This is a genomic window from Streptomyces sp. NBC_00986, from assembly GCF_045162565.1.
In the GTDB taxonomy this organism is placed as follows: domain Bacteria; phylum Actinomycetota; class Actinomycetes; order Streptomycetales; family Streptomycetaceae; genus Streptomyces.
This window is the reverse complement of record NZ_CP108733.1, coordinates 10,922,826-10,944,427: the sequence shown is the minus strand read 5'-3', so window position 1 is coordinate 10,944,427 and position 21,602 is coordinate 10,922,826. Positions and strand designations below refer to the sequence as shown.

The 21,602-nt window shown below is 68.8% G+C and carries 23 protein-coding genes; 11 read left to right on the top strand and 12 right to left on the bottom strand.

Going from position 1 to position 21,602, the window contains the following annotated elements:
* Window positions 1-31 precede the first annotated feature (31 nt).
* Genes OG504_RS49325 through OG504_RS49305 form a run of 5 tightly spaced genes read right to left on the bottom strand, consistent with a single transcriptional unit; the run spans window position 32 to window position 5,060 of the window.
* Window positions 32-226, bottom strand: a complete 195-nt coding sequence (locus OG504_RS49325) for a ferredoxin (RefSeq protein ID WP_033282948.1) — start codon at window positions 224-226, stop codon at window positions 32-34.
* Between the two features lie 57 nt (window positions 227-283).
* Complete coding sequence (locus OG504_RS49320) at window positions 284-1,651, bottom strand: ABC transporter substrate-binding protein (RefSeq protein ID WP_405995690.1); 1,368 nt, start codon at window positions 1,649-1,651, stop codon at window positions 284-286.
* A gap of 39 nt (window positions 1,652-1,690) precedes the next feature.
* Window positions 1,691-2,896 (bottom strand): CaiB/BaiF CoA transferase family protein, encoded by a 1,206-nt coding sequence (locus tag OG504_RS49315; RefSeq protein WP_405995689.1) that lies wholly within the window; start codon window positions 2,894-2,896, stop codon window positions 1,691-1,693.
* Window positions 2,893-4,332 carry an aldehyde dehydrogenase family protein gene (locus OG504_RS49310; protein WP_405995688.1) on the bottom strand — a complete coding sequence of 480 codons (1,440 nt, stop codon included), beginning with the start codon at window positions 4,330-4,332 and terminating at the stop codon, window positions 2,893-2,895. Before OG504_RS49310 ends, OG504_RS49315 begins: the two co-directional genes overlap by 4 nt.
* Window positions 4,329-5,060 carry an SDR family oxidoreductase gene (locus tag OG504_RS49305; protein ID WP_262062210.1) on the bottom strand — a complete coding sequence of 244 codons (732 nt, stop codon included), beginning with the start codon at window positions 5,058-5,060 and terminating at the stop codon, window positions 4,329-4,331. Before OG504_RS49305 ends, OG504_RS49310 begins: the two co-directional genes overlap by 4 nt.
* Window positions 5,061-5,296: 236 nt before the next feature.
* On the opposite strand from OG504_RS49305, the gene OG504_RS49300 reads away from it, so the two are divergent.
* Genes OG504_RS49300 through OG504_RS49280 form a run of 5 tightly spaced genes read left to right on the top strand, consistent with a single transcriptional unit; the run spans window position 5,297 to window position 9,458 of the window.
* The gene (locus OG504_RS49300) at window positions 5,297-6,001 is read left to right on the top strand and encodes an SDR family NAD(P)-dependent oxidoreductase (RefSeq protein WP_405995687.1); all 705 of its coding nucleotides are present in this window, start codon (window positions 5,297-5,299) and stop codon (window positions 5,999-6,001) included.
* On the top strand, window positions 5,998-6,642 hold the full coding sequence (locus OG504_RS49295) for a carboxymuconolactone decarboxylase family protein (protein ID WP_405995686.1): 645 nt from the start codon (window positions 5,998-6,000) through the stop codon (window positions 6,640-6,642). The genes OG504_RS49300 and OG504_RS49295 overlap by 4 nt, the downstream gene beginning before the upstream one ends.
* A gap of 4 nt (window positions 6,643-6,646) precedes the next feature.
* Window positions 6,647-7,912, top strand: a complete 1,266-nt coding sequence (locus OG504_RS49290; protein WP_405995685.1) for an aromatic ring-hydroxylating dioxygenase subunit alpha — start codon at window positions 6,647-6,649, stop codon at window positions 7,910-7,912.
* Window positions 7,899-8,219, top strand: coding sequence for a hypothetical protein (locus OG504_RS49285; RefSeq protein WP_033282941.1), 321 nt, complete (start codon window positions 7,899-7,901; stop codon window positions 8,217-8,219). The genes OG504_RS49290 and OG504_RS49285 overlap by 14 nt, the downstream gene beginning before the upstream one ends.
* A 6-nt stretch (window positions 8,220-8,225) precedes the next feature.
* Window positions 8,226-9,458, top strand: a complete 1,233-nt coding sequence (locus OG504_RS49280) for an amidohydrolase family protein (protein ID WP_405995684.1) — start codon at window positions 8,226-8,228, stop codon at window positions 9,456-9,458.
* 31 nt (window positions 9,459-9,489) lie between these two features.
* On the opposite strand, the gene OG504_RS49275 is transcribed toward OG504_RS49280, so the two are convergent.
* Window positions 9,490-10,083 (bottom strand): TetR/AcrR family transcriptional regulator, encoded by a 594-nt coding sequence (locus tag OG504_RS49275; RefSeq protein ID WP_405995683.1) that lies wholly within the window; start codon window positions 10,081-10,083, stop codon window positions 9,490-9,492.
* Window positions 10,084-10,216: 133 nt separating this feature from the next.
* Between OG504_RS49275 and OG504_RS49270 the strand changes: the two genes are divergently transcribed.
* The 4 genes from OG504_RS49270 to OG504_RS49255 all read left to right on the top strand — a co-directional run bounded on the left by OG504_RS49270 (window position 10,217) and on the right by OG504_RS49255 (window position 13,469).
* Entirely contained in the window at window positions 10,217-11,239 is a 1,023-nt protein-coding gene (locus OG504_RS49270) for a zinc-binding dehydrogenase (RefSeq protein WP_405995682.1), read from the top strand.
* Between the two features lie 6 nt (window positions 11,240-11,245).
* A complete protein-coding gene (locus OG504_RS49265; protein WP_405995681.1) occupies window positions 11,246-11,773 on the top strand; it encodes a nuclear transport factor 2 family protein in 528 nt (175 codons plus the stop codon).
* Window positions 11,770-12,597, top strand: a complete 828-nt coding sequence (locus tag OG504_RS49260) for an NAD(P)-dependent oxidoreductase (RefSeq protein WP_405995680.1) — start codon at window positions 11,770-11,772, stop codon at window positions 12,595-12,597. The genes OG504_RS49265 and OG504_RS49260 overlap by 4 nt, the downstream gene beginning before the upstream one ends.
* A gap of 68 nt (window positions 12,598-12,665) precedes the next feature.
* Entirely contained in the window at window positions 12,666-13,469 is an 804-nt protein-coding gene (locus tag OG504_RS49255) for an SDR family NAD(P)-dependent oxidoreductase (RefSeq protein WP_405995679.1), read from the top strand.
* Window positions 13,470-13,503: 34 nt separating this feature from the next.
* Here OG504_RS49255 and OG504_RS49250 read toward each other — a convergent pair whose 3' ends face one another.
* The 6 genes from OG504_RS49250 to OG504_RS49225 are packed head-to-tail and all read right to left on the bottom strand — an operon-like array spanning window position 13,504 to window position 19,601.
* Window positions 13,504-14,295: an enoyl-CoA hydratase gene (locus OG504_RS49250; protein WP_405995678.1), complete on the bottom strand. Its 792-nt coding sequence runs from the start codon at window positions 14,293-14,295 to the stop codon at window positions 13,504-13,506.
* A gap of 52 nt (window positions 14,296-14,347) precedes the next feature.
* Window positions 14,348-15,496 carry an acyl-CoA dehydrogenase family protein gene (locus tag OG504_RS49245; protein ID WP_405995677.1) on the bottom strand — a complete coding sequence of 383 codons (1,149 nt, stop codon included), beginning with the start codon at window positions 15,494-15,496 and terminating at the stop codon, window positions 14,348-14,350.
* Entirely contained in the window at window positions 15,493-16,344 is an 852-nt protein-coding gene (locus tag OG504_RS49240; protein WP_405995676.1) for an acyl-CoA dehydrogenase family protein, read from the bottom strand. The genes OG504_RS49245 and OG504_RS49240 overlap by 4 nt, the downstream gene beginning before the upstream one ends.
* A complete protein-coding gene (locus tag OG504_RS49235; RefSeq protein WP_405995675.1) occupies window positions 16,334-17,305 on the bottom strand; it encodes an NADPH:quinone oxidoreductase family protein in 972 nt (323 codons plus the stop codon). The genes OG504_RS49240 and OG504_RS49235 overlap by 11 nt, the downstream gene beginning before the upstream one ends.
* The gene (locus OG504_RS49230; RefSeq protein ID WP_405995674.1) at window positions 17,302-18,324 is read right to left on the bottom strand and encodes a phosphotransferase family protein; all 1,023 of its coding nucleotides are present in this window, start codon (window positions 18,322-18,324) and stop codon (window positions 17,302-17,304) included. Before OG504_RS49230 ends, OG504_RS49235 begins: the two co-directional genes overlap by 4 nt.
* Window positions 18,321-19,601 (bottom strand): acyl-CoA dehydrogenase family protein, encoded by a 1,281-nt coding sequence (locus tag OG504_RS49225; RefSeq protein ID WP_405995673.1) that lies wholly within the window; start codon window positions 19,599-19,601, stop codon window positions 18,321-18,323. The genes OG504_RS49230 and OG504_RS49225 overlap by 4 nt, the downstream gene beginning before the upstream one ends.
* A gap of 145 nt (window positions 19,602-19,746) precedes the next feature.
* On the opposite strand from OG504_RS49225, the gene OG504_RS49220 reads away from it, so the two are divergent.
* Window positions 19,747-20,412, top strand: coding sequence for a TetR/AcrR family transcriptional regulator (locus tag OG504_RS49220; RefSeq protein ID WP_405995672.1), 666 nt, complete (start codon window positions 19,747-19,749; stop codon window positions 20,410-20,412).
* Between the two features lie 98 nt (window positions 20,413-20,510).
* Window positions 20,511-21,572 (top strand): dihydrodipicolinate reductase, encoded by a 1,062-nt coding sequence (locus tag OG504_RS49215; RefSeq protein ID WP_405995671.1) that lies wholly within the window; start codon window positions 20,511-20,513, stop codon window positions 21,570-21,572.
* Window positions 21,573-21,602: the final 30 nt, after the last annotated feature.

The window sequence follows — 21,602 nt, the reverse complement described above, 5'->3', positions numbered from 1 at the left end:
TCCTCTCCTGCTCGGTGGATGAGGTGGGGGTTCAGGAGATGAGGGAGATCGCCCGTTCCGGACAGGACAGGACCGCCTCGCGGACGGCCGACTCCTGGTCGGCGGGGACTTCTTCCTGGACGACCGAGGAGTGTCCGTCGATCTCGCTGAGTTCGAAGGTGTCCGGAGCGCGCATCGCGCAGAGCGTGTGGCCCTGACAGCGCTCCGGGTCGACTCGTACCTTCACGGTCCTTCCTTCCTGCCGTGGTGAACGCCGGCGTGGTGAACGGGGGTTCTGGCGTGGCTACTTGAGGTCGGCGAGCGACTTGCCGACATCGGCGAGCGTCGGCGGCTTGCCGTAGTTGCCCTTGTACTTGTAGACGGGCGCGTCGCAGCGGTAGGCGCCGTCGGTCGGCTTGAAGTCCGCGGGAACCCAGCCGCTGGTGGTGGCCTTCTCGACGTTGAAGCACTTCACGGGCTCGTCGGGCTTGGTCAGGTTCACCGGGGCCTGGAGGCCTCCCCCGGTCCACTCGCTCTGCTTCTTGGCGTTGGCGAGGACACAACTGCGGGTCAGTTCGGCGCAGTCACGGGCCGAGGTGGCGAACAGCAGCCAGGTGGAGAAGGCGTGCACGGCGGGCAGGGTGATCTGCGCGTCGGGCGCGTACTTCTTGAACAGGGCGACCATTTCCTTGGTCGCCGGGTTGTCGTCCGCCTTCTCCAGCGGGTAAGTCCCGTCGATGCTCGCGAAGTTGGTCTGCGAGCTCAGCGCGGTGTCGGCCAGCTTGAGGAACGCGGGGCCGTAGGCGTTGTTGTTGGCGTCGATCCAGTCGAGCTTGTAGTCGATGTTGGTGAGCGCCTGCTCCAGCTTCGCCAGCTGGGTGAAGTCCCCCAGGAAGACAAGGCCTTTGACCTTCTTCGTCTTGATGGACTGGGCGTACGGCGTCCAGTCGGAGACGCCCTGCGCGGGGTAGAGGTCGGAGTAGGTGACCTTGCCGCCCATCGCGGTGAGGACTTCCTTGTCCTGCGCCGCGATGACCTTGGTGACGGGCACGTCCCCGGTGATGATGCCGACGCCGCTCGCCGACGAGGGGTAGGCCTCCTTCAACAGCCAGGAGTAGTAGCCGGCGTAAGGCGCGTATCCGGACGAGGCCCCCTGGGTCATGACCTGGAGATCGGCGCCGACCTCGGAGGTGACCTGAGCCGGGAACTCGGGGAGCAGGCACTTCAGCCGGGTCTTGACGCCGAGGCCGTCGAGGGCCGCGCCGCCTCCGACCTCGAAGAAGTCGGTGCGGCAGGCCGAGATCATCTGCTGGTTGACCTGCATGAGCGCGGAGTCGTGCGTCACGGGGGTGATCTTGCGTCCGTTGATGCCGCCGGCGGCGTTGCACCAGGAGGTGAAGACCTTCGCCGCGTTCTCGAACTCCGGGTTCTTGGTGAACCCGACGTCGGTGAAGACGCCGACCTTGATGTCGGAGCTGGTGACACCCTGGCTGGTGACGGTCTTGGCCGTCCCCTTCCCGCACACGGACTTCAGCGTGCCGAAGTCCGCGGTGGCGGTGTCGGCGGCTCCGGTGGTGGAAGGGCTGCTGGTGTCCGCGGACTTGGTGCGGCCGGAGCATCCGGCCGCGGCCGCGAGGGCCAGGACGAGCGCGGGGATGAGCAAGCGTCTCATCGGTTCTCCTCGTTGAGAATGAGTCCCGCTGTCGGGTGATCAGGTGACCGCGCCCGCCGCCTTGAGCGCGATGATGCGGTCCCAGTCCAGGCCCAGTTCGAGGAGGATCTCCTCGGTCTGGGCGGCGAACTCGGGTGCGGGCCCGAGTTGTGGGGCGTGCACGTCGAACTGCACGGGGCTGGCGACCAGTTCGAGCTCTCCGGCCTGCAGGAGGTACTCGTTCGCTCTGATCTGCGGGTCGTCGCCCACTTGCAGGGAGTCCTGCACCGGGGCCCACGGCCCGGCCAGGGTGGTGAAGCGCCCGCTCCACTCCGCGAGGGTGCGGGTGGCGATGACCTCGCGCAGGATCTTGACGGCCTCGGCCGTGTGGGAAACGAGGTTCTCGGCCGTGTCGAAGCGGGGGTCGTCGGCGAGTTCGGGGCGGTCGATGTGCCGGCACACATCGGCCCAGAACTTGCCGGGCTGCATCATGACGAACGCCAGATGGTGGCCGTCGGCGGTCTCGTACAGCCCGGACAGGGGGTTGGTGACGGAGCCGTGGGTGCCGACGGGCGGCGGGATCCAGGGCTTGCCGAGGTGCAGGGAGAGCGCGGTGGCGTGGCCCATCGCCCACAGTCCGCTGCCGAGCAGGGAGACGTCCACGACCGACGGCTCACCGGTGCGCTCGCGTTTCAGGAGCGCGGCCGCGATGCCGCCGGCGAGGTTGGTGCCGGAGATGGTGTCGCCGTAGGCCGGGGCGGGCGGGTTGATGATGCCGTCGGTGCCTTCGGGGGTGATGCTCGCGGCGGTGCCGGCGCGGGCCCAGAACGCCGTCATGTCGTAGCCACCCTTCCCCGCCTCCGCTCCGCGCGGGCCGAAGGCGCTGCCCCGGGCGTAGATGATCCGGGGGTTGACGCTACGGATGTCGTCGACGTCGATGCCGAACCGCTCCCGGTGACCGGGAAGGAAGCTGGTCAGGAACACGTCCGCGCGCCGGGCGAGGTCGAGGAGAACGTCCTTTCCCTCGGGGCGGGAGATGTCGAGGCCGAGGCTGCGCTTGCCGCGGTTGGCGTGCTCGACGTTGGGGTTGGGGTCGCCCTCGACGCGCATCGTGCCGGTCTGCCGCAGACCGCGTTGCGGGTCGCCGGTAACGGCGTGCTCGACCTTGATGACGTCCGCTCCCCAGTCGGAGAGGACGGCTCCTGCCGAGGGCACGAAGCCGTACATGGCGACCTCGAGGACGCGGATGCCTTCGAGCGGCATCATGACCGGACCACGACCGCGAACGCCTTGTACTCCAGGAACTCCTCAAGACCGGCCACACCGCTCTCGCGGCCGATGCCCGACTGCTTGTAGCCGCCGAACGGCACGTCCGCGGCGAAGTAGTTGCCGCCGTTGATGCTGAAGGTGCCGGTACGGATCCGGCGGGCGAGCGCGATGGCCCGCTCGTCGTCGGCACTCTGGATGCCGCCGGAGAGGCCGAAGATGGAGTTGTTGGCGATGCGGACGGCATCGTCATCGTCGTCGTACGGAATCACCACGAGCACGGGGCCGAAGACCTCGTCCTGGGCGATCTCGCTGTCCGGATCGACGTTGCTGAGGAGGGTCGGCCTGTAGAAGAAGCCGGGATCGATCTTCTCGCCTCCGGTAACGAGGTTCGCGCCTGCCGCTACGGCCCTCTCGACCATGCCGTCGACCTTCTCGCGCTGGCGCTCACTGATGAGCGGGCCCGCGAAGGTCTTGGGGTCGGCGGGGTCGCCGAGCGGGATGCGGCCGAGGCCCGCCGCGACCATGGCGACGATCTCGTCGTGGTGCTCCCTGGGCACGAGCAGCCGTGAGGTGAGCGCGCAACCCTGCCCCGAGTGGGAGCAGATGGTGCCGGCCGCGAACATGGCGGCGGTGGCGAGGTCGGCGTCGTCGAGGACGATCATGGCGGACTTGCCGCCGAGTTCCAGGAAGACCTTCTTCACTGTGCGGCTCGCGGCCTCCATGATGCGACGGCCGGTCGCGGTGGACCCGGTGAAGGTGATCATGTCGACGTCGGGGTGCGTGGTGAGTGTCTCGCCGACGTCGGCGCCGGAGGACGTGAGGACGTTGACCACACCGGGCGGTATGTCCGTGTGCTCCGCGATGAGTTGACCGAGGAACAGGGTCGTCAGCGGGGTGTCCGGAGCACCCTTGAGGACGACCGTGCAGCCGGCCGCGAGCGCGGGGGCGAGCTTCGCCAGGGCGAGTTGGTTCGGGTAGTTGTAGGCGATGATCGCCGCTACGACCCCGGCGGCCTCCTTCTCCACCCAGCGCCGGTGACGCTGGCCGCGGCTCTCGGACTCGCCGAGCTCCTCGGTCAGCGGGTACTTGCGCAGCAGGTCCGCGTAGTAGCGCACCAGCTTGACGGGGTCGTCGAGTTGGGGGCCGTAGGTGAGCATGCGGGGCGCGCCGACCTCGGCGATCGTGAGCTCGCGCAGTTCCTCGACGTGGTCGGTGAGCGCCTGGTGCAGCTGGTCGAGACAGCGGATGCGCAGCTGTACGTCGGTGGACCAGGCGGTGGTGTCGAAGGCGGTGCGGGCCGCTGCTACGGCTGCCTCGGCCTGGGCGGTGGTGGCGTCGGGGGCGTGGCCGTAGACCTCGCCGGTCGCGGGGTTGAGGGAGGCGAACGTCCGCTCCGCGTCGACGAGTTGGCCGTCGATGAGCAGGCGGGTCACAGCCGAACCACCTGTCCGCCGTCGACGCTGATGGTCTGGCCGGTGAGCCAGCCCGCGTCGTCGGAGAGCAGGAACAGCACGGTGGGGGTCAGGTCGCCGGGCGTGCCCATCCGTTTGATGGCCAGGGCCTGGGTCATCCGCTCCTGGAACTCGACCGGTACGACCGTGGCCGTGGCCTCGGTGTCGGTGGGGCCGGGGGCGATGCCGTTGACGCGGATGCCCCGACCGCCGAGTTCGGCGGCGAGCGAGGCGGTGAGGTGGTTGATGCCGATCTTGGCCAGGCCGTAGTAGCCGCTGGCCATGTAGGCGGCAGCGGACGACTGGTTGACGATCGCGGCGCCCTCGGTCAGGTGCGGGACGACGGCCCGGGTGACGTAGAGGGCGCCCATCAGGTTCACCTGGATGAAGCGGTTGAGGTAGTCGAGGTCGACGGTGGTCAGGCCCTCGCGCCGCATGCTGTGGTAGATCGCGGCGTTGTTGATCAGGTAGTCGATGCGGCCGAACTCGGCGACGGTGGCGGCGGCCAGCGCGTCGGCCGAGGCGGGGTCTCCGACGTCGACCTTGACGAAGAGCGCGGAGTCCAGTTCCTTGGCGACCCGCTGTCCCTGCTCCTCGTTGATGTCGGCGACCACGACCCGTGCTCCCTCGGCGGCCAGCGCCCGGGCGTAGTCCTCGCCGATTCCCTGTCCCGCTCCGGTGACGATCGCCACCTTGTCCTGGAACCGCATCCTGTTCTCCTCGCATGGATGGGCGGCTTGCTCCAATGAAGCGGAAACTACATTCTCCTTATACGCGAATCAACCATCCGACAGCGAGAATGTCATCCTGACGACTTGCTGACAGACCCACGGAGCGCGGCGAACAGCCCCCGCCTGCGCGGGACTTCCGGAAGCACCGGAGACGAGAATACGCTTCTCAGATCCGGAAGGGAGATTTTCATGATCGAGACGAAGGGGGTTCCGGCATGAGGACAGCCCTCGTCACAGGCGGCGGCTCCGGCATCGGACAAGCCATCGCACAGCGCCTGGAGGCCGACGGACTCCAGGTCGCCACCCTCGACCTCAACCCGTCCGACAGGGGCTTCTCCCGGAAGGCCGACGTCTCCGACCGGGCCCAGGTGGACGAGGCGCTGACCGAGATCCGGGAGCAGCTCGGCCCGGTCACGGTCCTGGTCAACGCGGCCGGGATGGAGGGCTACAAGCGCTTCACCAACCTCACCTTCGAGGCCTGGCAGCGGGTCATCGACGTCAACCTCAACGGCGTCTTCCACTGCGTCCAGGCCGTGCTGCCCGACATGGTGGAGGCCGGCTGGGGCCGGATCGTCAACATCTCCTCGTCCAGCGCGCAGTCCGGCCAGCAGTTCATGACGCACTACGTGGCCGCCAAGGCCGCGGTCAACGGGCTGACCAAGGCGCTTGCCCTGGAGCTCGGCCCGCAGGGCATCACCGTCAACGCGGTTCCGCCCGGCTTCATCGACACACCCATGCTGCGCCGCTCCGAGGAGCGTCAACTCCTCGGCGGGACGGTCGAGGAGCACATCCAGCGCACTCCGGTACGGCGGGTCGGGCGCCCGGAGGACATCGCCGCGGCCTGCGCCTTCCTCGCCTCCGAGGAGGCCGGCTACATCACCGGTCAGATCCTGGGCGTGAACGGCGGGCGGAACACGTGAGCGAGCACGACCGGCACGACGAGAACGGCGAGACGGCCACCGGGCACAGCGGGCACGGCGACCACGGCGGGTCCGCCGGCGAGAACGGCGTCCGCATCCCACCGGTGCCGTACGAAGACTGGGACCACGACCTGTTCTCGGTCATCAACCCCCACCGGAAGCTGCCGGAGGCCAACGTTCTCGGGATCTTCCAGCGGCATCCGGCCCTGGCCCGCGCGTTCCTGACGTTCAACATGCACCTCAACACCACGACCCTGCCGGTGCGCGTCCGCGAGCTGGCCGTGCTGCGCGTGGCCTGGCGGCGGGGCAGCAGGTACGAGTGGGCGAGCCATGTCCTGATCGCCCGGAAGGCCGGGGTGACCGAGGTCGAGATCGACGAAGTCCGCACGGGCGCCGACACGTTGCTCAACCGGGCGGTGGACGAACTGGACACCGACTCGGGCCTGTCGGACGCGAGCTATGCCGCGCTCGCCGCCGACCTGGACGAACACCAGCTGATGGACCTGGTGTTCACGATCGGCGCCTACACGATGCTCACGATGGCCCTCAACACCTTCGGCGTGGAACTCGACCCCGCGATCTCGGAAGAGAACTTCAGTTTCCCAAAACGAGAATGGTATTCTCACAAGCGAGAGGGGTGATCCCATGCCACACTTCGCCAAGCCCGAGGCCGGGAGCTGGACCGAGAACTACCCCGAGCTGGGCACCAGCCCGGTCAACTACGAGGACTCCATCGACCCCGCGTACTACGAGGCCGAGAAGGAAGCGATCTTCAAGAGGACCTGGCTGAACGTCGGCCGGGTCGAGCAAGTGCCCAAGGTCGGCAGCTACTTCACGAAGGAGCTGGCCGTCGCCGACACCTCACTGGTGATCGTGCGGGGCAAGGACAAGGAGATCCGCGCCTTCCACAACGTCTGCCGCCACCGCGGCAACAAGCTCGTGTGGAACGACTATCCGGGCGAGGAGGTCAAGGGCACCTGCCGCCAGTTCACCTGCAAGTACCACGCCTGGCGCTACAGCCTCGACGGCGATCTGACCTTCGTCCAGCAGGAGCAGGAGTTCTTCGACCTGGACAAGGCGGACTACGGCCTCAAGCTGGTCCGCTGCGAGGTCTGGGAGGGGTTCGTCTTCGTCAACCTCGACCCGGACGCCCAGCCGCTCAAGGAGTATCTGGGCGAGTTCGCGAAGGGCCTGGAGGGCTACCCCTTCCACGAGATGACCGAGGTCTTCACGTACAAGGCCGAGATCGGCAGCAACTGGAAGCTGTTCATCGACGCGTTCGCGGAGTTCTACCACGCGCCCGTCCTGCACATGAAGCAGGCCGTCAAGGACGAGGCCGACAAGCTCTTCAACGTCGGGTACGAGGCGCTGCACTACGAGATCCACCCCCCGCACTCGATGATCTCCTCCTGGGGAGGCATGTCCCCGCCCAAGGACCTGACGATCGTCAAGCCCATCGAACGCGCCCTGCGCAGCGGCCTGTTCGGGCCGTGGGAGGCGCCCGACATCGAGGGCCTGGACAATCTGCCGACGGGCCTCAACCCGGGACGGCACCGCGCGTGGGGCAACGATTCCTTCGAGTTCTTCCCCAACATGACCCTGCTGATCTGGAAGCCCGGCTGGTACCTGACGTACCACTACTGGCCGACGGCGGTGGACAAGCACCTCTTCGAGGCCAACCTGTACTTCGTGCCCGCCAAGACGGCGCGCGAGCGGCTCAAGCAGGAGCTGGCGGCGGTGACGTTCAAGGAGTACGCCCTCCAGGACGGCAACACCCTCGAAGCCACCCAGACGATGCTCAAGAGCCGGGTCGTCACCGAATTCCCGCTCTGCGACCAGGAGTTGCTGCTCCGCCATCTGCACAAGACGGTCGCCGACCACGTCAAGGAGCACACCGATGCTGCCCAGTGAGTTCGCGGCGCTCGAGCCGTTCAGCGAGTGGGTCCTGGAGTCCGAGCGCGACCGCTACAGCAAGCGCCTGGCCAGCTCCATGGAGGAGATGCAGGCCTTCTACGACGCCGCGTTCCCGCTGCTGGAACAGGCCTCCGACCACCTCGACAAGTTCCCGCTCTCCGAACTCCCGGAGCAGGAGCGCAACTTGCTCCTCCTGATGTTCTCGCTGGTGAACGTCTCGTTCCCGGTCGAGGTCTGGAAGCAGGCCCGGGTGCCCGACAGCGGGGCCGCCTACATGGACCTCGTCGTCGAGCCGAAGGTCTGACCGGTCGTGCTCACGCTCAAGGCGGCGCGTGTACTGCACGTGGAGACGGGCGAGTTCGAGTCGCCGGGGCTGATCACGGTCGACGGCGACCGCATCACGCACACCGGCGGCGGCACAGGCACCGGGCACGGAGAGATCGAGGTTCTCGATCTCGGCGACGTGACTCTTCTGCCCGGCCTCATGGACATGGAGGTCAACCTCCTGATGGGCGGCCGGGGAGAGACGCTCGCGCTCTCCCCCGTCCAGGACGATCCCCCGCTGCGGATGCTCCGCGCGGTGGGCAACGCCCGGCGGACCCTGCGCGCGGGGTTCACCACGGTCCGCAACCTCGGCCTGTTCGTGAAGACGGGCGGCTATCTGCTGGACGTCGCGCTGGCGAAGGCCATCGACGCCGGCTGGATCGACGGCCCGCGCGTCGTGCCCGCCGGACACGCCATCACCCCGACCGGCGGGCATCTCGACCCCACGATGTTCGCCGGGTACGCCCCCGGAATCATGCCTCTCTCCCTGGAAGAGGGCATTGCCAACGGTGTCGACGAGGTGCGCAAGTCCGTCCGCTACCAGATCAAGCACGGGGCACGGCTCATCAAGGTCTGCGCGTCCGGGGGCGTCATGTCCCACACCGGCACTCCCGGCGCGCAGCACTACTCCGACGAGGAACTGCGCGCCATCGTCGACGAGGCCCACCGGCGCGGACTGAAGGTCGCGGCCCACACCCATGGGGCCGACGCCGTCCGGTCGGCGGTGGAGGCGGGCATCGACTGCATCGAACACGGCTTCCTGCTCGACGACGACACCATCGCGCTGATGGCGGAGAGGGGCACGTTCCTGGTGCCGACCACCGCTCTCATCGAGGGGATGGACATGTCCCATGCCGCGCCCGAACTGAAGGAGAAGGCCGCGGAGATCTTCCCCCGGGCGAAGACCGTGGTGGCCAGGGCCGGCAAGGCGGGTGTCCGGATGGCACTGGGCACGGACGCGCCGGCGATCCCGCACGGCCGCGGCGCGCAGGAGCTGATCGCCCTGGTCGACCGCGGGATGACCCCCTTGGAGGCGCTCCGGGCGGCGACCGTCAACGCCGCGGAGCTGATCGACGTCGACGACAGGGGCCGTATCGCGGAAGGACTGCTCGCCGATCTGATCGCGGTGCCGGGCAATCCGCTGGAGGACGTCTCCGTGATGGCGGACGTGCGGTTCGTGATGAAGGGCGGAAAGGTGTTCCGCGACGAACGCCGCTGACACCAACACCCACTTAGGATACGGGAGTTGATCACACCGGCCCGTCGAGCGGTCGCAGCATCCGCAGGATCATCTCCACCGTGCGCTCGACGGGGCGGTTGCGGGCCGTGACCGTGGACAGGAGGGTGCGGGTCAGGACGGCGCCGAGGAGCATGTCGAAGACGTCGTCCGGGTCCACGGCGGGGTCGACGGTCCCGGTCGGCGCGGCGCGCAGGATGTCCTGGAACTGCGGTCGCGCCGACACACGCAGCAGCATCTCCGGCGGCCGGGGCGTGGTCGACGTCTGGGAGTGCGCGAAGAGACCGGCCGCGGCGGCGCGCGCCGCGGGGGCGCCGAAGGCCGCCAAGTAGGCGCGGACGAACCGGCGGAGGTCGCGTCGCAGATCCCCCGTCGGACGAACGCTCAACGGGCTGAGTCCGGGGAACGTGGCCTCCTCGATCAGCTCGATCCGGGACGGCCAGCGGCGGTAGATGGCGGAGGCGTGCACGCCGGAGTGCTCCGCCACCGCCTGGATCGTCGTCGCGTCGAAACCGCGCTGGACGAGGAGTTCGCGCGTCGCCGCGAGGGCCCGTTCGTTGATGCTCGTGTCCCGTGGGCGGCCCGGGGCGCGGCGCGGTTCTGACATGCCGTGATTGTAATGACCGGGCCGTGTACGGGTGTTGCCGCGTTCTCTCAATTATAGGAGACCGTCTTCTGTAATTCCCGCTGTGTGGCTACAGTCCGAAGGGGACGGACTTCGGTGTGCGGAGGAGTGTCTGATGCGTGCTGCTGTGCTGCGGGGCGGGAGCGTCGAGGCGCGGACCGTCGACGATCCGGTCCCCGGACCGGGCCAACTCCTCGTCCGCTCACTGGCGTGCGGGATCTGCGCGTCGGATCTGCACTTCATGGACCATCCGGAAGCGGGCGCCGACGACGACAGCGGGATGTCGACGTACGACCAGGACGTCGACATCGTCATGGGTCACGAGTACTGCGCCGAGGTCGTGGACTACGGCCCCGGCACCGAGCGCCGGATCCCGGTCGGGACGCGGGTGAGTTCCCTGCCCGTACTGGCGACCCCGGCCGGGCGCAGGATCATCGGCCAGAACCCCGAATCGCCCGGCGGGTTCGGGGAGTTGTTCCTGCTGACCGAGGCCATCACCCGGGTCGTGGTGTCGGACCTGCCGAGCGAGATCGTGTGTGTCGCCGACGCGATCTCAGTGGGCTGGTCGACGGCGTCCCGTGCCCGACTCGCCGCGCACGAGGTGCCGTTGGTCATCGGATGCGGCGCCATCGCCCTCTCGGCGATCGGCCGCCTCAAGAACCTCGGCGTCGGCCCGATCGTGGCGGCCGATCTCGTGGCGTCGCGTCGCGCGACCGCGCTGGCCATGGGCTCCGACGTGGTCGTCGATCCGGCCGAGGTCTCGCCGTTCGAGGCATGGCGCGACGCGGCCGGGAGCCGGTCGAGTTGTGTCGTGTTCGAGTGCGTCGGCGTCCCGGGCGTTCTCGACTCGATCATCAGGGGGTGCGAGCGCGGTACCCGGATCTTCTCCGTCGGCGGTCCGCCGGAGGGCGATCATCTGCACACCCTGACCGCGAAGCGGAAGGGCATCAACATCCAGTTCGGGGGCGGCCCGTCGATGGATCACTGGGACGAGGCGTTCCGGGCGGTCTGTTCCGGGAGCCTCGATGTCGGGCCGATGCTCGGCCACACCGTCGGGCTCGACGGGGTGCCGGCCGCGCTCGACGCCGCACGGGACGCCGACGGGCCCGCCCGCATCATCGTCGTACCAGGGAGCTGAACGCCCATGAGCGTGACCGCCGAACTTGCCCAACTGCGCGCCATCGTCAAGTCGTTGGCGGCGAGGGTACGCGCCTTGGAGGACCAGGCCGAGATCGCCCAGCTCGTCGCCCAGTACGGGCCCGCGGTCGACAGCGGTTCAGGTGAAGCCGCTGCCGCCCTCTGGACCGAGGACGGCGTTTTCGACGCGATTCCCCACCTGCGGATGGAGGGCCGGGACGGCATCGTCGGCATGGTCCACGGCGCCGGGCACCAGAGTGTGATCCACAACGGCTGCGGTCACGTGCTGACCGCGCCGCACGTGGTCGTCGACGGCGATCACGCGACCGGCCGCAGCCACGCGCTCCATCTGCGCTGGGACGCCGACGCGGGCCGGTTCTGGGTGTTCCAGGTCTCGGCCAACACCTGGCGCTGGGTGCGGACTTCGGAGGGCTGGCGCATCGCCGAGCGGGTCAACGCCAACCTCGACGGCACCGAGGGTCCCCGCGCGATGCTGGCGCCCGCCGTCAAGGCCACCGCCTTGGAGGAGAGTTGAGGATCGGTGTGATCGGGTCGGGCCGCATGGGGCGGCCGATCGTCGACCGCCTCATGGCCGCTGGTCACGACGTCACGATGCACACGCGCCGCCCCGAGACTCGCGTCATCGCCCGGAAGGCCGGGGCGAGTTGGGGCGACACGATCGAGGAGACCGTGCGCGGCGCCGACGCCGTGGTCGTCGTCGTGCTGACGGACGAGCAGGTGCGTTCGGTGTGTCTCGGCCCGGACGGCGCCCTCGCGGCGATGGCAGCGGGGGCGACGCTCGTCCAGCACACCACCTCCGATCCCGAGACCGCCCGGCTGCTCTTCGAGGCGGGCGCGGAGCGCGGTGTCGGGGTGCTGGACGCCGCGCTCTCGGGCGGGCCGCACGACATCGCCGCGGGCCGCCTCACGCTGTGGGTCGGCGGGGACGAGGCCCAACTGGAGCGGACACGCGCGCTGTTGGAGGCCTACGCCTCGCCGATCCTGTTCGTGGGACCGGCCGGCAACGGTCAGCGGGTCAAGCTCGTCAACAACGCCCTGTTCGTGGCGCAGGTCGGTCTCGCCGTCGACGCGGTGCGGGTGGCGGGGTCGCTGGGCATCGACGAGAAGGCGATTCTCGCCGCGCTGCAGCACGGCAGCGGGGCCAGTCGGGCGCTCGGTGTCGTCGCCGGTGGCGGGTCGGTCGACTCGGTGGCGGAGCGGTTGGCGGACCTGATGAGCAAGGACGTCGCCGTGGTGCGTGAGGTGGCGCGCAGCACCGGTGCCGACCTTGGGATCATAGGGACGGTGCTGTCGTCGGACGCGGTCGAGAAGAAGGTTCTCCGCCGGTCGTCGTCATGACAGAGGTTCCTGACCTCCCTTTCCATACGGCCGAGTTGCTCTGAACACCCCGGAACAAGGAGTACGAAGTGGCTGAATCACTCACGAGCAGGTACGGGCCGTGGGGTGTCATCGCCGGTGGGTCGGACGGGGTGGGTGCCGCGTTCGCCCACCGGTTGGCCGCCCAGGGGATGAACGTCGTGCTGGTGGCCCGGCGCCTGCCCGTGCTGGAGGCGTCCGCCGACGAGATCCGGGCCCGGTACGGCGTCGAGGTCCGTACGGTCGCGCTCGACCTCAGCTCCTCAAGTGCCTTGGCGGAGTTGGAGGATGCGACCGCCGGTCTGGAGGTCGGGCTGTTCGTGTACAACGCCGGCAGCGACGACCGCAGCGTGCCGTTCCTCGACAAGGACCTCGACATCCATCTGGGGCTGGTGCGGCGCAACTGCACGGCCGTACTCGAAGCGGCGTACCGGTTCGGTGGCCCGATGGTGGCGCGCAAGCGCGGGGCCGTGGTCCTGGTGACGTCGGGCGCCGCGTGGGCGGGTGGCGCCACGCTGGCCGCCTACGGCGCGTCGAAGGCCTTCGACCTCATCCTCGCGGAGAGCCTGTGGGCGGAGTGGAAGGACAGCGGGGTGGATGTCCTCGGGCTGGTGCTCGGCAGGACCGACACCCCGTCCCTACGCCGGACCGAAGGCGTCCAAGGGAGCTCCTACGGCGGCGACTTGGCCGATCCGGACGACGTGGCCGCCGAGGCGCTCGACCATCTCTCCGACGGTCCGACCTGGATCTGCGGCAGCCCCATTCCGACCGGCGGTTCACCGTTCGGGGCGTTGAGCCGCCGCGACGCGGTGCTGGCGATGAGCCGGGGCGCGACCGCGCACAAGGAGCAGTGAGACCGGTCCCGGTCCGGCCCATCCGTCCGGCGGACTACTGGCCCTTGATGCGTTCCTTCATGGCGTCGAGCTGCGTGAGAATGGGATATCCGGTCACGCTCAGCGCGTTTCCGTGTCCCGTCTCATGGATGTCGAACACGGACTGGATGGCGGCGTAGAAGCCCTGGACGTCGAGGCTCTGGTTGACGGCCCGCTTCGCCTGGCGCAGTCCGAAGGACGGCATGGTGGCAATCTGGTGGGCCAGCTCCAGTGCCTCGGTGCCCAGTCGGTCCAGTGGCACGACCTTGTTCACCATGCCGACCTTCTCCGCCTCCTCGGCGGTGACGGCGCGTCCGGTGAAGAGGATCTCCTTCGCCTTGCGCGGGCCCAACTCCCAGGTGTGGCCGTGGTATTCGACTCCCCCGATGCCCATGTGGACGACGGGGTCGGAGAATTCGGCGTTCTCGGCGGCCACGATCAGGTCGCAGGGCCAGCACAGCATCAGTCCGCCCGCGATGCACTTGCCCTGCACGGCGGCGATCGTCGGCTTGGGCACGTTGCGCCAGCGCAGGGTGTACTCCAGGTACCGGCGGGTCTCGGCGCTGTAGATCCACTCCAGGGTGATCTCCTTCGGCGCCGGCCACCGGTCCTTCAGGTCGTGCCCCGACGAGAAGTGCTTGCCGTTGGCCCTCAGGAGAATGACCTTCACGTCTTCGTCGGCCGCGGCCCGGCTCCAGGCCGCGTCGAGGGCGTCGAGGAGCGCGCTGTTCTGCGCGTTGGCGACCTCCGGCCGGTTGAGGGTGATGATCCCCACCCGGCCGTCGACCTCGTACAGGATCTCGTCCATGCGTCTCGTCCTCTGTCGGCTCTGGGATGTCGGCTCTGTGGACCGACCGGCTCTAGCGGGGCAGGCCGAGGATGCGCTCGGCGATGATGTTGCGCTGGATCTCGGAGGTGCCGCCGGCGATCGTCCCGCCGAAGCTGCGCGCGTACCGCTCGAACCAACTGGCGTTGAACGTCTGCAGGTTCATATGGGTGTACGGCCCTGTCTGCACCGGATGCAACAGCGCCTCGGTCCCGTGCTGTTCGAGGGCGTGCAGCTCGGCGTTCTGCGCGGCCTCGGAACCGAGCAGCTTGAGCACCGAGATCTCCACCGGGTTCCGGTCGGGCCCGAGCAGCCGGTAGCCGAGCAACCGCAGTGCCTGGACGTCCATTTGGAGGGTCGCGTACCACTCCTCGTCGCAGGCCGCGTCCTGGATCAGGGCGTCCATCCGCTCGGCGTAGTGCACCCACAGCAGGGTCCGTTCGTGCCCGAGCGAGCCGTTGGCCACGCGCCAGCCCTCGTTGAGGGGGCCGACGAGGTTCTCCTTCGGGACGTGGACGTCGGTGAAGAACACCTCGTTGAAGTCGAGGTCGTCCGGCGCGGCGATCGACCCGAACGGCCTCCGGACCAGGCCCTCGGAGTCGGTCGGGATGAGCAGGACGCTGATCCCCTTGTGCTTGGGGGCCTCGGGGTCGGTGCGGACGAAGGTGAGCAGGACGTCGGCGTCGTGCGCGCCCGAGGTCCACACCTTCTGCCCATTGACGACGAAGTGGTCGCCCTCGAGAACCGCACGGGTGCGCAGGCCGGCCAGGTCGGAGCCGGCTCCGGGCTCGCTCATGCCGAGCGAGGCGGTGATCTCGGCGCGAAGCAGGGGTACGGCCCAGTCGCGCTTCTGCTCCTCGGTCCCGAAGGTCAACAGCGAGGCCGCGATGATGTTGAGGCCCTGCGGGTTGAAGCTGTGGTAGATCCGGCGCCGGGACAACTCCTCGAGGTGGGCGACCACTTGGGGCAGTGTCGCGTTGCGGCCGCCGTACTCGGGCGGCTTGGCGGGCAGCAGCCAGCCCGTGTCGAAGAGCTTGCGCTGCCAACGCCGGGCCCAATCCGGTATGTCCGCACTGGACCTGGAGCGGACCGTGGCCTCTTCGGGGGTGGGCAGATGGGCGTCGAGGAAGTCGCTGAAATCGGCGCGGAACTTCTCGACCTCGGGGTCGGGGGCGAGCCTCATACCAGCAGCGCCTTCCTGTGCTCGGACGCCGTACCGAGGAGCAGGTCCCCGGCCTTGGCCCGCTTGAGATGGATCTGCAGCTCGTTCTCCCACGTGTAGCCCATGGCCCCGAACAGCTGGAAGCCGTTGCGGAAACACACCCGTTGACAGTCGCCCGCGGCGGCCTTGGCCATCGCGGCGGCCCGGCCGCGGCGGGGGTCGTCCTCGGCGATGGTGAGTGCGGAGAAGTAGGCGAGCACCTTGGCTCGTTCGATGGCGACGTACATGTCGGCGGCCTTGTGCTTGACGGCCTGGAACGAGCCGATGGGGACGCCGAATTGATGCCGTTGCTTCACATGGGCGACGACCAGGTCGAGGATGCGCCGGCAACTGCCGACCGTGCTGACCGCCAGACCCGTCAGAGCCAGGTCCGGAACTCCGGCGACCAGGTCCCGCGCGTCCACCCGGGCGACATGCAGGGTCGGGTCGAACACGGACAGCCGCTCGGCCGCAAGGTCCTTTCCGTCCCGTACGACCACGCCCTCGGAGGTGAGAAGGGCGATCTCGTCCACGCGGTCGGCGTCGAGCACGAACTTCCCCTCCCCGTCGAAGACACCGGTGCCCGAACCGCGCGGCAGTCGTCCGGCCAGCGGCGCGAACCAGGTGGCCGTCGCGAGGAAGGGCGTCGGATCGGCGGCGTACCCCAACTCCTCCAGGACGATGGCCAGTTCCACCGGAGGGGCCTCCAGCCAGCCCAACTCCAGGTAGGTGTCCCAGAGTTGCTTCTCGGGCAGGGACCGTGACTTGGTGACCGTCTCGCGGACCACTCGCTGGAGCAGCCGCTGTTCGTCGTCGAACTCAAACTCCATGCGCGACCTCCAGAAGGACCTTGCCGATGGCGCTGCGCCCCAGGCTGAGAGCCTCGGCGACGTCGGCGAGCGGATACACGGCGTGGACGCGGGGCCGGATCCTCCCGGCGGCGAACAGTCCGTGGAGTTCGGTGCGGGCGGCGACCAGGTCGTCCCGCCGGTGCCGCGCCCAGCCGCCGAGGTCGAAGCCGTGCAGGCTGACACCTTTGAGCAGGGGGAGGTTGAGCGGGATCCGCGGGATCTCCCCGCTCGCGAACCCCACGCTCACGAACCGCCCGCCCCAGCGCATGGCCCGCAACGCCTCTTCCGCGTACGGCCCGCCGACCGGGTCGATCACGACATCGGCGCCGCCCGCGTCCCGCAGAGTCCGCTTCAAGTCGTCGTACGGCAGGGTCACTTGTGCGCCCTGCTCGGCGCACACCGCCCGCTTCTCCTCCGTCGAGGCGACGGCGACGACCTCCGCGCCGAGCAGCGCGGCGAGTTCGACGGCGGCGAGGCCGACCCCGCCGGCCGCGCCGAGGACGGCGACGCGTTCGCCGGGCTGTACGTCGGCGACCAGGCGGAGGGCGTCGTAGGCGGTGGCGTGGCTGACGCCGAAGGCCGCCGCGCGTTCGGTGGGGATGCCGTCGGGGATACGGCTCAGTCCGACGGAACGGGCGGTGACGCGTTCGGCGAAGGCGCCGACGAACATCGAGCCGAAGACCCGCTCGCCCTTCTCGAATCCGTTGACGGATGCGGCGACCACGCCGGCGAACTCGCTGCCGGGGGTGAAGGGCGGTTCCGCCTTCACCTGGTAGGCGCCGTCGATGACGAGGACGTCGGCGAAGTTGACGGCGGCGTAGTGCACGTCGACCGGGACACCGCTCTCCTCCTCGGTGAACTCCGGCCCTGGGAAAGGCGGTTCGGGGATGTCCTCGACGACCACCGGGCCGCCGACAGCGTTACAGCGGGCGGCTCTCATAGCCGGGTCGTCGCGGCGAGTTCGGCCGCCTGGGCGGCCATCTGCAGGACGACGTCGCCGTAGTGGGCCATCTTCGGGTTGCCGCCCTCGCCCTTCGTGTGACGGGCGTAGCCGCCTTCGAGGACGACGGCCATCTTGAAGCGGGCGAGGATCACATAATAGTCGATCTCGCTGACGTCGCGGCCGCTGACCTTGGCGTAGTGCTCCAGCAGGTCGGCGCGGTCGGGCATGCCGGTGTAGTCGACGTAGCCCTTCTGGGTGCGGTCCTCGTCGGCGTCCGGCCAGCCCATGACGACCCAGCCGAGGTCGAGCAACGGGTCGCCGACGGTGGCCATTTCGAAGTCGACCAGGGCGGCGAGCCTGGCGGGTGCGCCGTGCTGGAACATGACGTTGGCGAACTGGTAGTCGCCGTGGATGATGCCGGGTTCCCAGTGCGCGGGACGGTGCTCTCGCAGCCAGGCAGCGGCGTTCTCCAGGCCGGGTATCTCACGGAACTTGAACTTGGCGAGGTGGGCGAGCCAGCGGTCTACCTGCCGGTCGTGGAAGCCGTCGGGGCGGCCGAAGCCTTCCAGCCCCTGGGCCCGCCAGTCCACGTTGCCCAACTTGGCTATGCCCTCGACGAGTTGGTACGCGAGGCCGGGGCGCAACGACAGATCGCTGAGGAACGGCTCGGGCCAGCCGTCGGTGTTCATCGGTGACCAGCCGTCGACGTGCGCCATGAGGTAGAAACAGGAGCCGAGCACGCTCGTGTCGTCGCACACGGCGATCGCCTCGGGATGCGGGACGTCCGTGCCGTTGAGCGCGTTGAGAATGCGGTATTCACGGAGCATGGTCTCGTTGCGCCCCGGCGGAACCTTCTCCGGCGGTTTGCGCAGCACCATGCTCCGGTCGCCGCGCCGGATGCCGTAGATGTCGTTGGAGGTGCCGCCGGAGATGTACGACGTCTCGACGGGTTCGCCGGGGGCGATGCCCCGGTCGTCCAGCCAGCGGGCGAGCGATTCCGTGTTCGCGAGCGTCACAGCAGGTCCTCCAACTGCTTCCGGGCCCATTCCCGGCGGGTGGGCAGATGCTGGGTGGGCCACAGGCCGGGGGCCGCTTCGTAGCCGCGCAGGACGTCACGGGCGACCGTGATCTTGTGGACCTCGGTGGGGCCGTCGACGACCGCCATGACGGCAGCGCCGTTCCACATGTCCGAGAACGGCATTTCGTTCGACACACCGAGCGCACCGTGCAGATGCATCGAGCGGTACACGACGTCGTGCAGCACCTTCGGGGTGAGGAACTTGATGGCGGCGATGTCCTTACGGACCCGCTTGTAGTCCTGGTACCGGTCGATCTGCCAGGCGGTGTAGAGCACGAAGAGCCGGAACTGGGCGAGTTGGGCGTAGGAGTCGGCGAGGTCGGCGCGCACGAGCTGCTTGTCCGCGAGGCGCTCGCCCTGGGTCTCGCGGGACAGGGCCCGCTCGGCCATCATGTCGAGCGCCTTCTGGCTCTGGCCCACGACCCGCATCGCGTGGTGGACGCGGCCGCCGCCGAGCCGGGTCTGGGCGATCGCGAAGGCCTGGCCCTCGCCGCCGAGCAGCGCGTCGGCGGGGACGCGGACGCCGTCGTAGGCGATGAGTGCGTGCATGCCCTCGTCGGTGGCCTCGCCCATGATGCCGAGGTGGCGCTCGATGCGGACGCCGGGGGTGTCGCTGGGTACGAGGAACATCGACATGCCCTTGTAGGGGCTGACGTCAGGGTTCGTCACGGCCATCACGATGACGAACTTCGAGGTGCGGGCGTTGGAGGAGAAGAACTTGCGGCCGGTGATGACCCAGTCGTCGCCGTCGCGTTCGGCGCGGGTGGTGAACATCGTGGGGTCGGCGCCGGCCTGTGGTTCGGTCATGGAGAAGCAGGAGAAGCACTCGCCTTCGAGCAGCGGCTGGAGGTAGCGCTCCTTCTGCTCGTCGGTGCCGTAGCGGGCGATGATCTCGGCGTTGCCGGTGTCGGGTGCGGCGGTGCCGAAGATGACGGGGGCCCAACTCGACTGGCCCAGGATCTCGTTGATGAGCGCCAGCTTGACCTGGCCGAAGCCGCGGCCGCCGAGTTCGGGTCCGAGGTGCGGTGCCCACAGGCCCTCGTCGCGGACCTGTTGCTTCAACGCCCGGACTATGGGGCCGAGTTCGTCGTCGAGCGGGTGGTAGGCCCGGTCGGGATGGAGCAGGTCCAGCGGCTCGACGCGCTCGGAGCGGAACCGTCGGATCCACTCCAGTTTCTCCTCGAACTCCGGCTCGGTGGAAAAGTCCCATGCCATGTCAGACGAACCTCCTGCCAACCCGGACGGATGGCGGTGAGAATATCATTCTCATCTCACGCAAGTAAGGGTCTCGAAACTTGCAGTGCGTCCTTCGGTAGGGGAAGCCGGGGTGTTACCGCTGAAGTGGAGTATCGTTCTTCAAGTGACAGCTGTCCCCGAAGAACAACCAGCCTGGCGCCAGCGCGCCGTTGAGCGTTCCACCCGTGCCGCCAAGCTCCGCGCCGAACAACGTGTGCAGCGCTTCCTCGACGCGGCACAGGAACTCATCGCGGAGAAGCGGACGACGGACTTCACGGTCCAGGAGGTCGTGGACCGCTCCAAACAGTCACTGCGCAGCTTCTACCAGCACTTCGACGGCAAACACGAGCTGCTGCTCGCCCTGTTCGAGGACGCGCTGTCCAAGTCGGCGGCGGAGATCCGCGAATCGGCCGGCTCCCTGTCCGATCCGCTCCAGGCGCTGCAGCTCGGCGTGACGATGCTGTTCGAGCAGTCGCTGTCCAACCCCGGCGTGGAGCGCCCCCTGTTCAGCGACTTCGCGCTCCAACTCCTCGTGAAGCATCCCGCGCAGGTGGCGACCGCTCACCTCCCCCTGCACCAGGTGTTCACGGACTTGGTCGAGCAGGCCGAGGACGCCGGCGTCATCCCCGCCGGAAAGCCCCGCCGTCAGGCCTCGATCCTGATGCAGACGGTCATGTTCGTCGCACAGGGCAACGGCGTTCCGGCCGGCAGCCACGCGGCCCCGGTCACCGCCGAGGAGGTCTGGCAGTTCTGTCTCGGCGGGCTCTCGGGCGTCCCCGTGCACAACTGACGGACGGCTGACGGGTATCCGACGAGCATCCGTCGGCGCAATTGACGCTCTCCACAGCGGAGAGTACGGTTCTCGCCCACCAGAACGAGGGGTGGGCGATGACCGAGCCGCTACGGCATGGAGTGCAGCGCTACCGGGTCGTGCAGTGGGCCACCGGGAACATCGGCGCCCGCACGATGCGTGCCGTACTGGAGCACCCGAACCTGACCTTGGCCGGGGTGTATGTCCACACCCCGGCCAAAGCAGGCCTGGACGCAGGTGAGTTGAGCGGGGGCAGGCTCGGCACCACCGGGATCCTCTCGACGCACGACATCGACGAGATCCTCGCGCTCGGCGCCGACTGCGTGCTTTACACCCCGCGCACCTGTGATTTCGACGAGGTGTGCACTCTGCTCTCGTCAGGCGTGAACGTCGTGTCGACGCGCGGCGAGTTCCATCACGCGCCCAGCCTGGACCCGGTCACGCGGAAGCGGATCGAGGACGCGTGCGACCGGGGCGGGACCTCGGTGCACAGCACGGGCAGCAGTCCCGGATTCATCACGGAGGCGTTGCCGCTCGCGCTCACCTCGATCCAGCGTCGGCTCGACGCGCTGACGATCGACGAGTTCGCGGATCTCTCCCAACGGGACTCCCCCGGGCTGCTGTTCGAGGTGATGGGCTTCGGCCGGCCCCCTGCCGAGTTCGGCGAACAGCGCCTGGCAGGACTGCGCGACAGCTTCGGCCCGTCCTTGCGGCTGCTCGCGGAGGCGCTCTCGACACCGCTCGACTCGGTGGAGGCGATCGGTGAGGTCGCAACTGCCCGGCACACCACCCGGATTGCCGCGGGCACGCTGCCCTTGGGCACGGTGGCCGCGCAGCGCATCACCGTGTCCGGCCTGCGGAAGGGCCGGCCCCTGCTGCGGTTCCGCGCCAACTGGTACTGCACCACCGACCTCGACCCCGCCTGGGATCTCCGCGCGACCGGCTGGCATGTCGCGGTCGAGGGGGACGCGCCGCTCGACATCGACCTGCGGTTCCCTGTGCCGCTCGACCGGATGGCGGCGATGTCCCCGTCGTACACCGCGAACCGTGCGGTGAACGCCGTGCCGTTCGTCTGCGCGGCGGCCCCCGGAATCCGCTCGACGGCCGACCTCCCGCAGATCGTCGCCGACCTCGGGTGACGGGGCCGACCTCGGGTGACGTCGGGGACA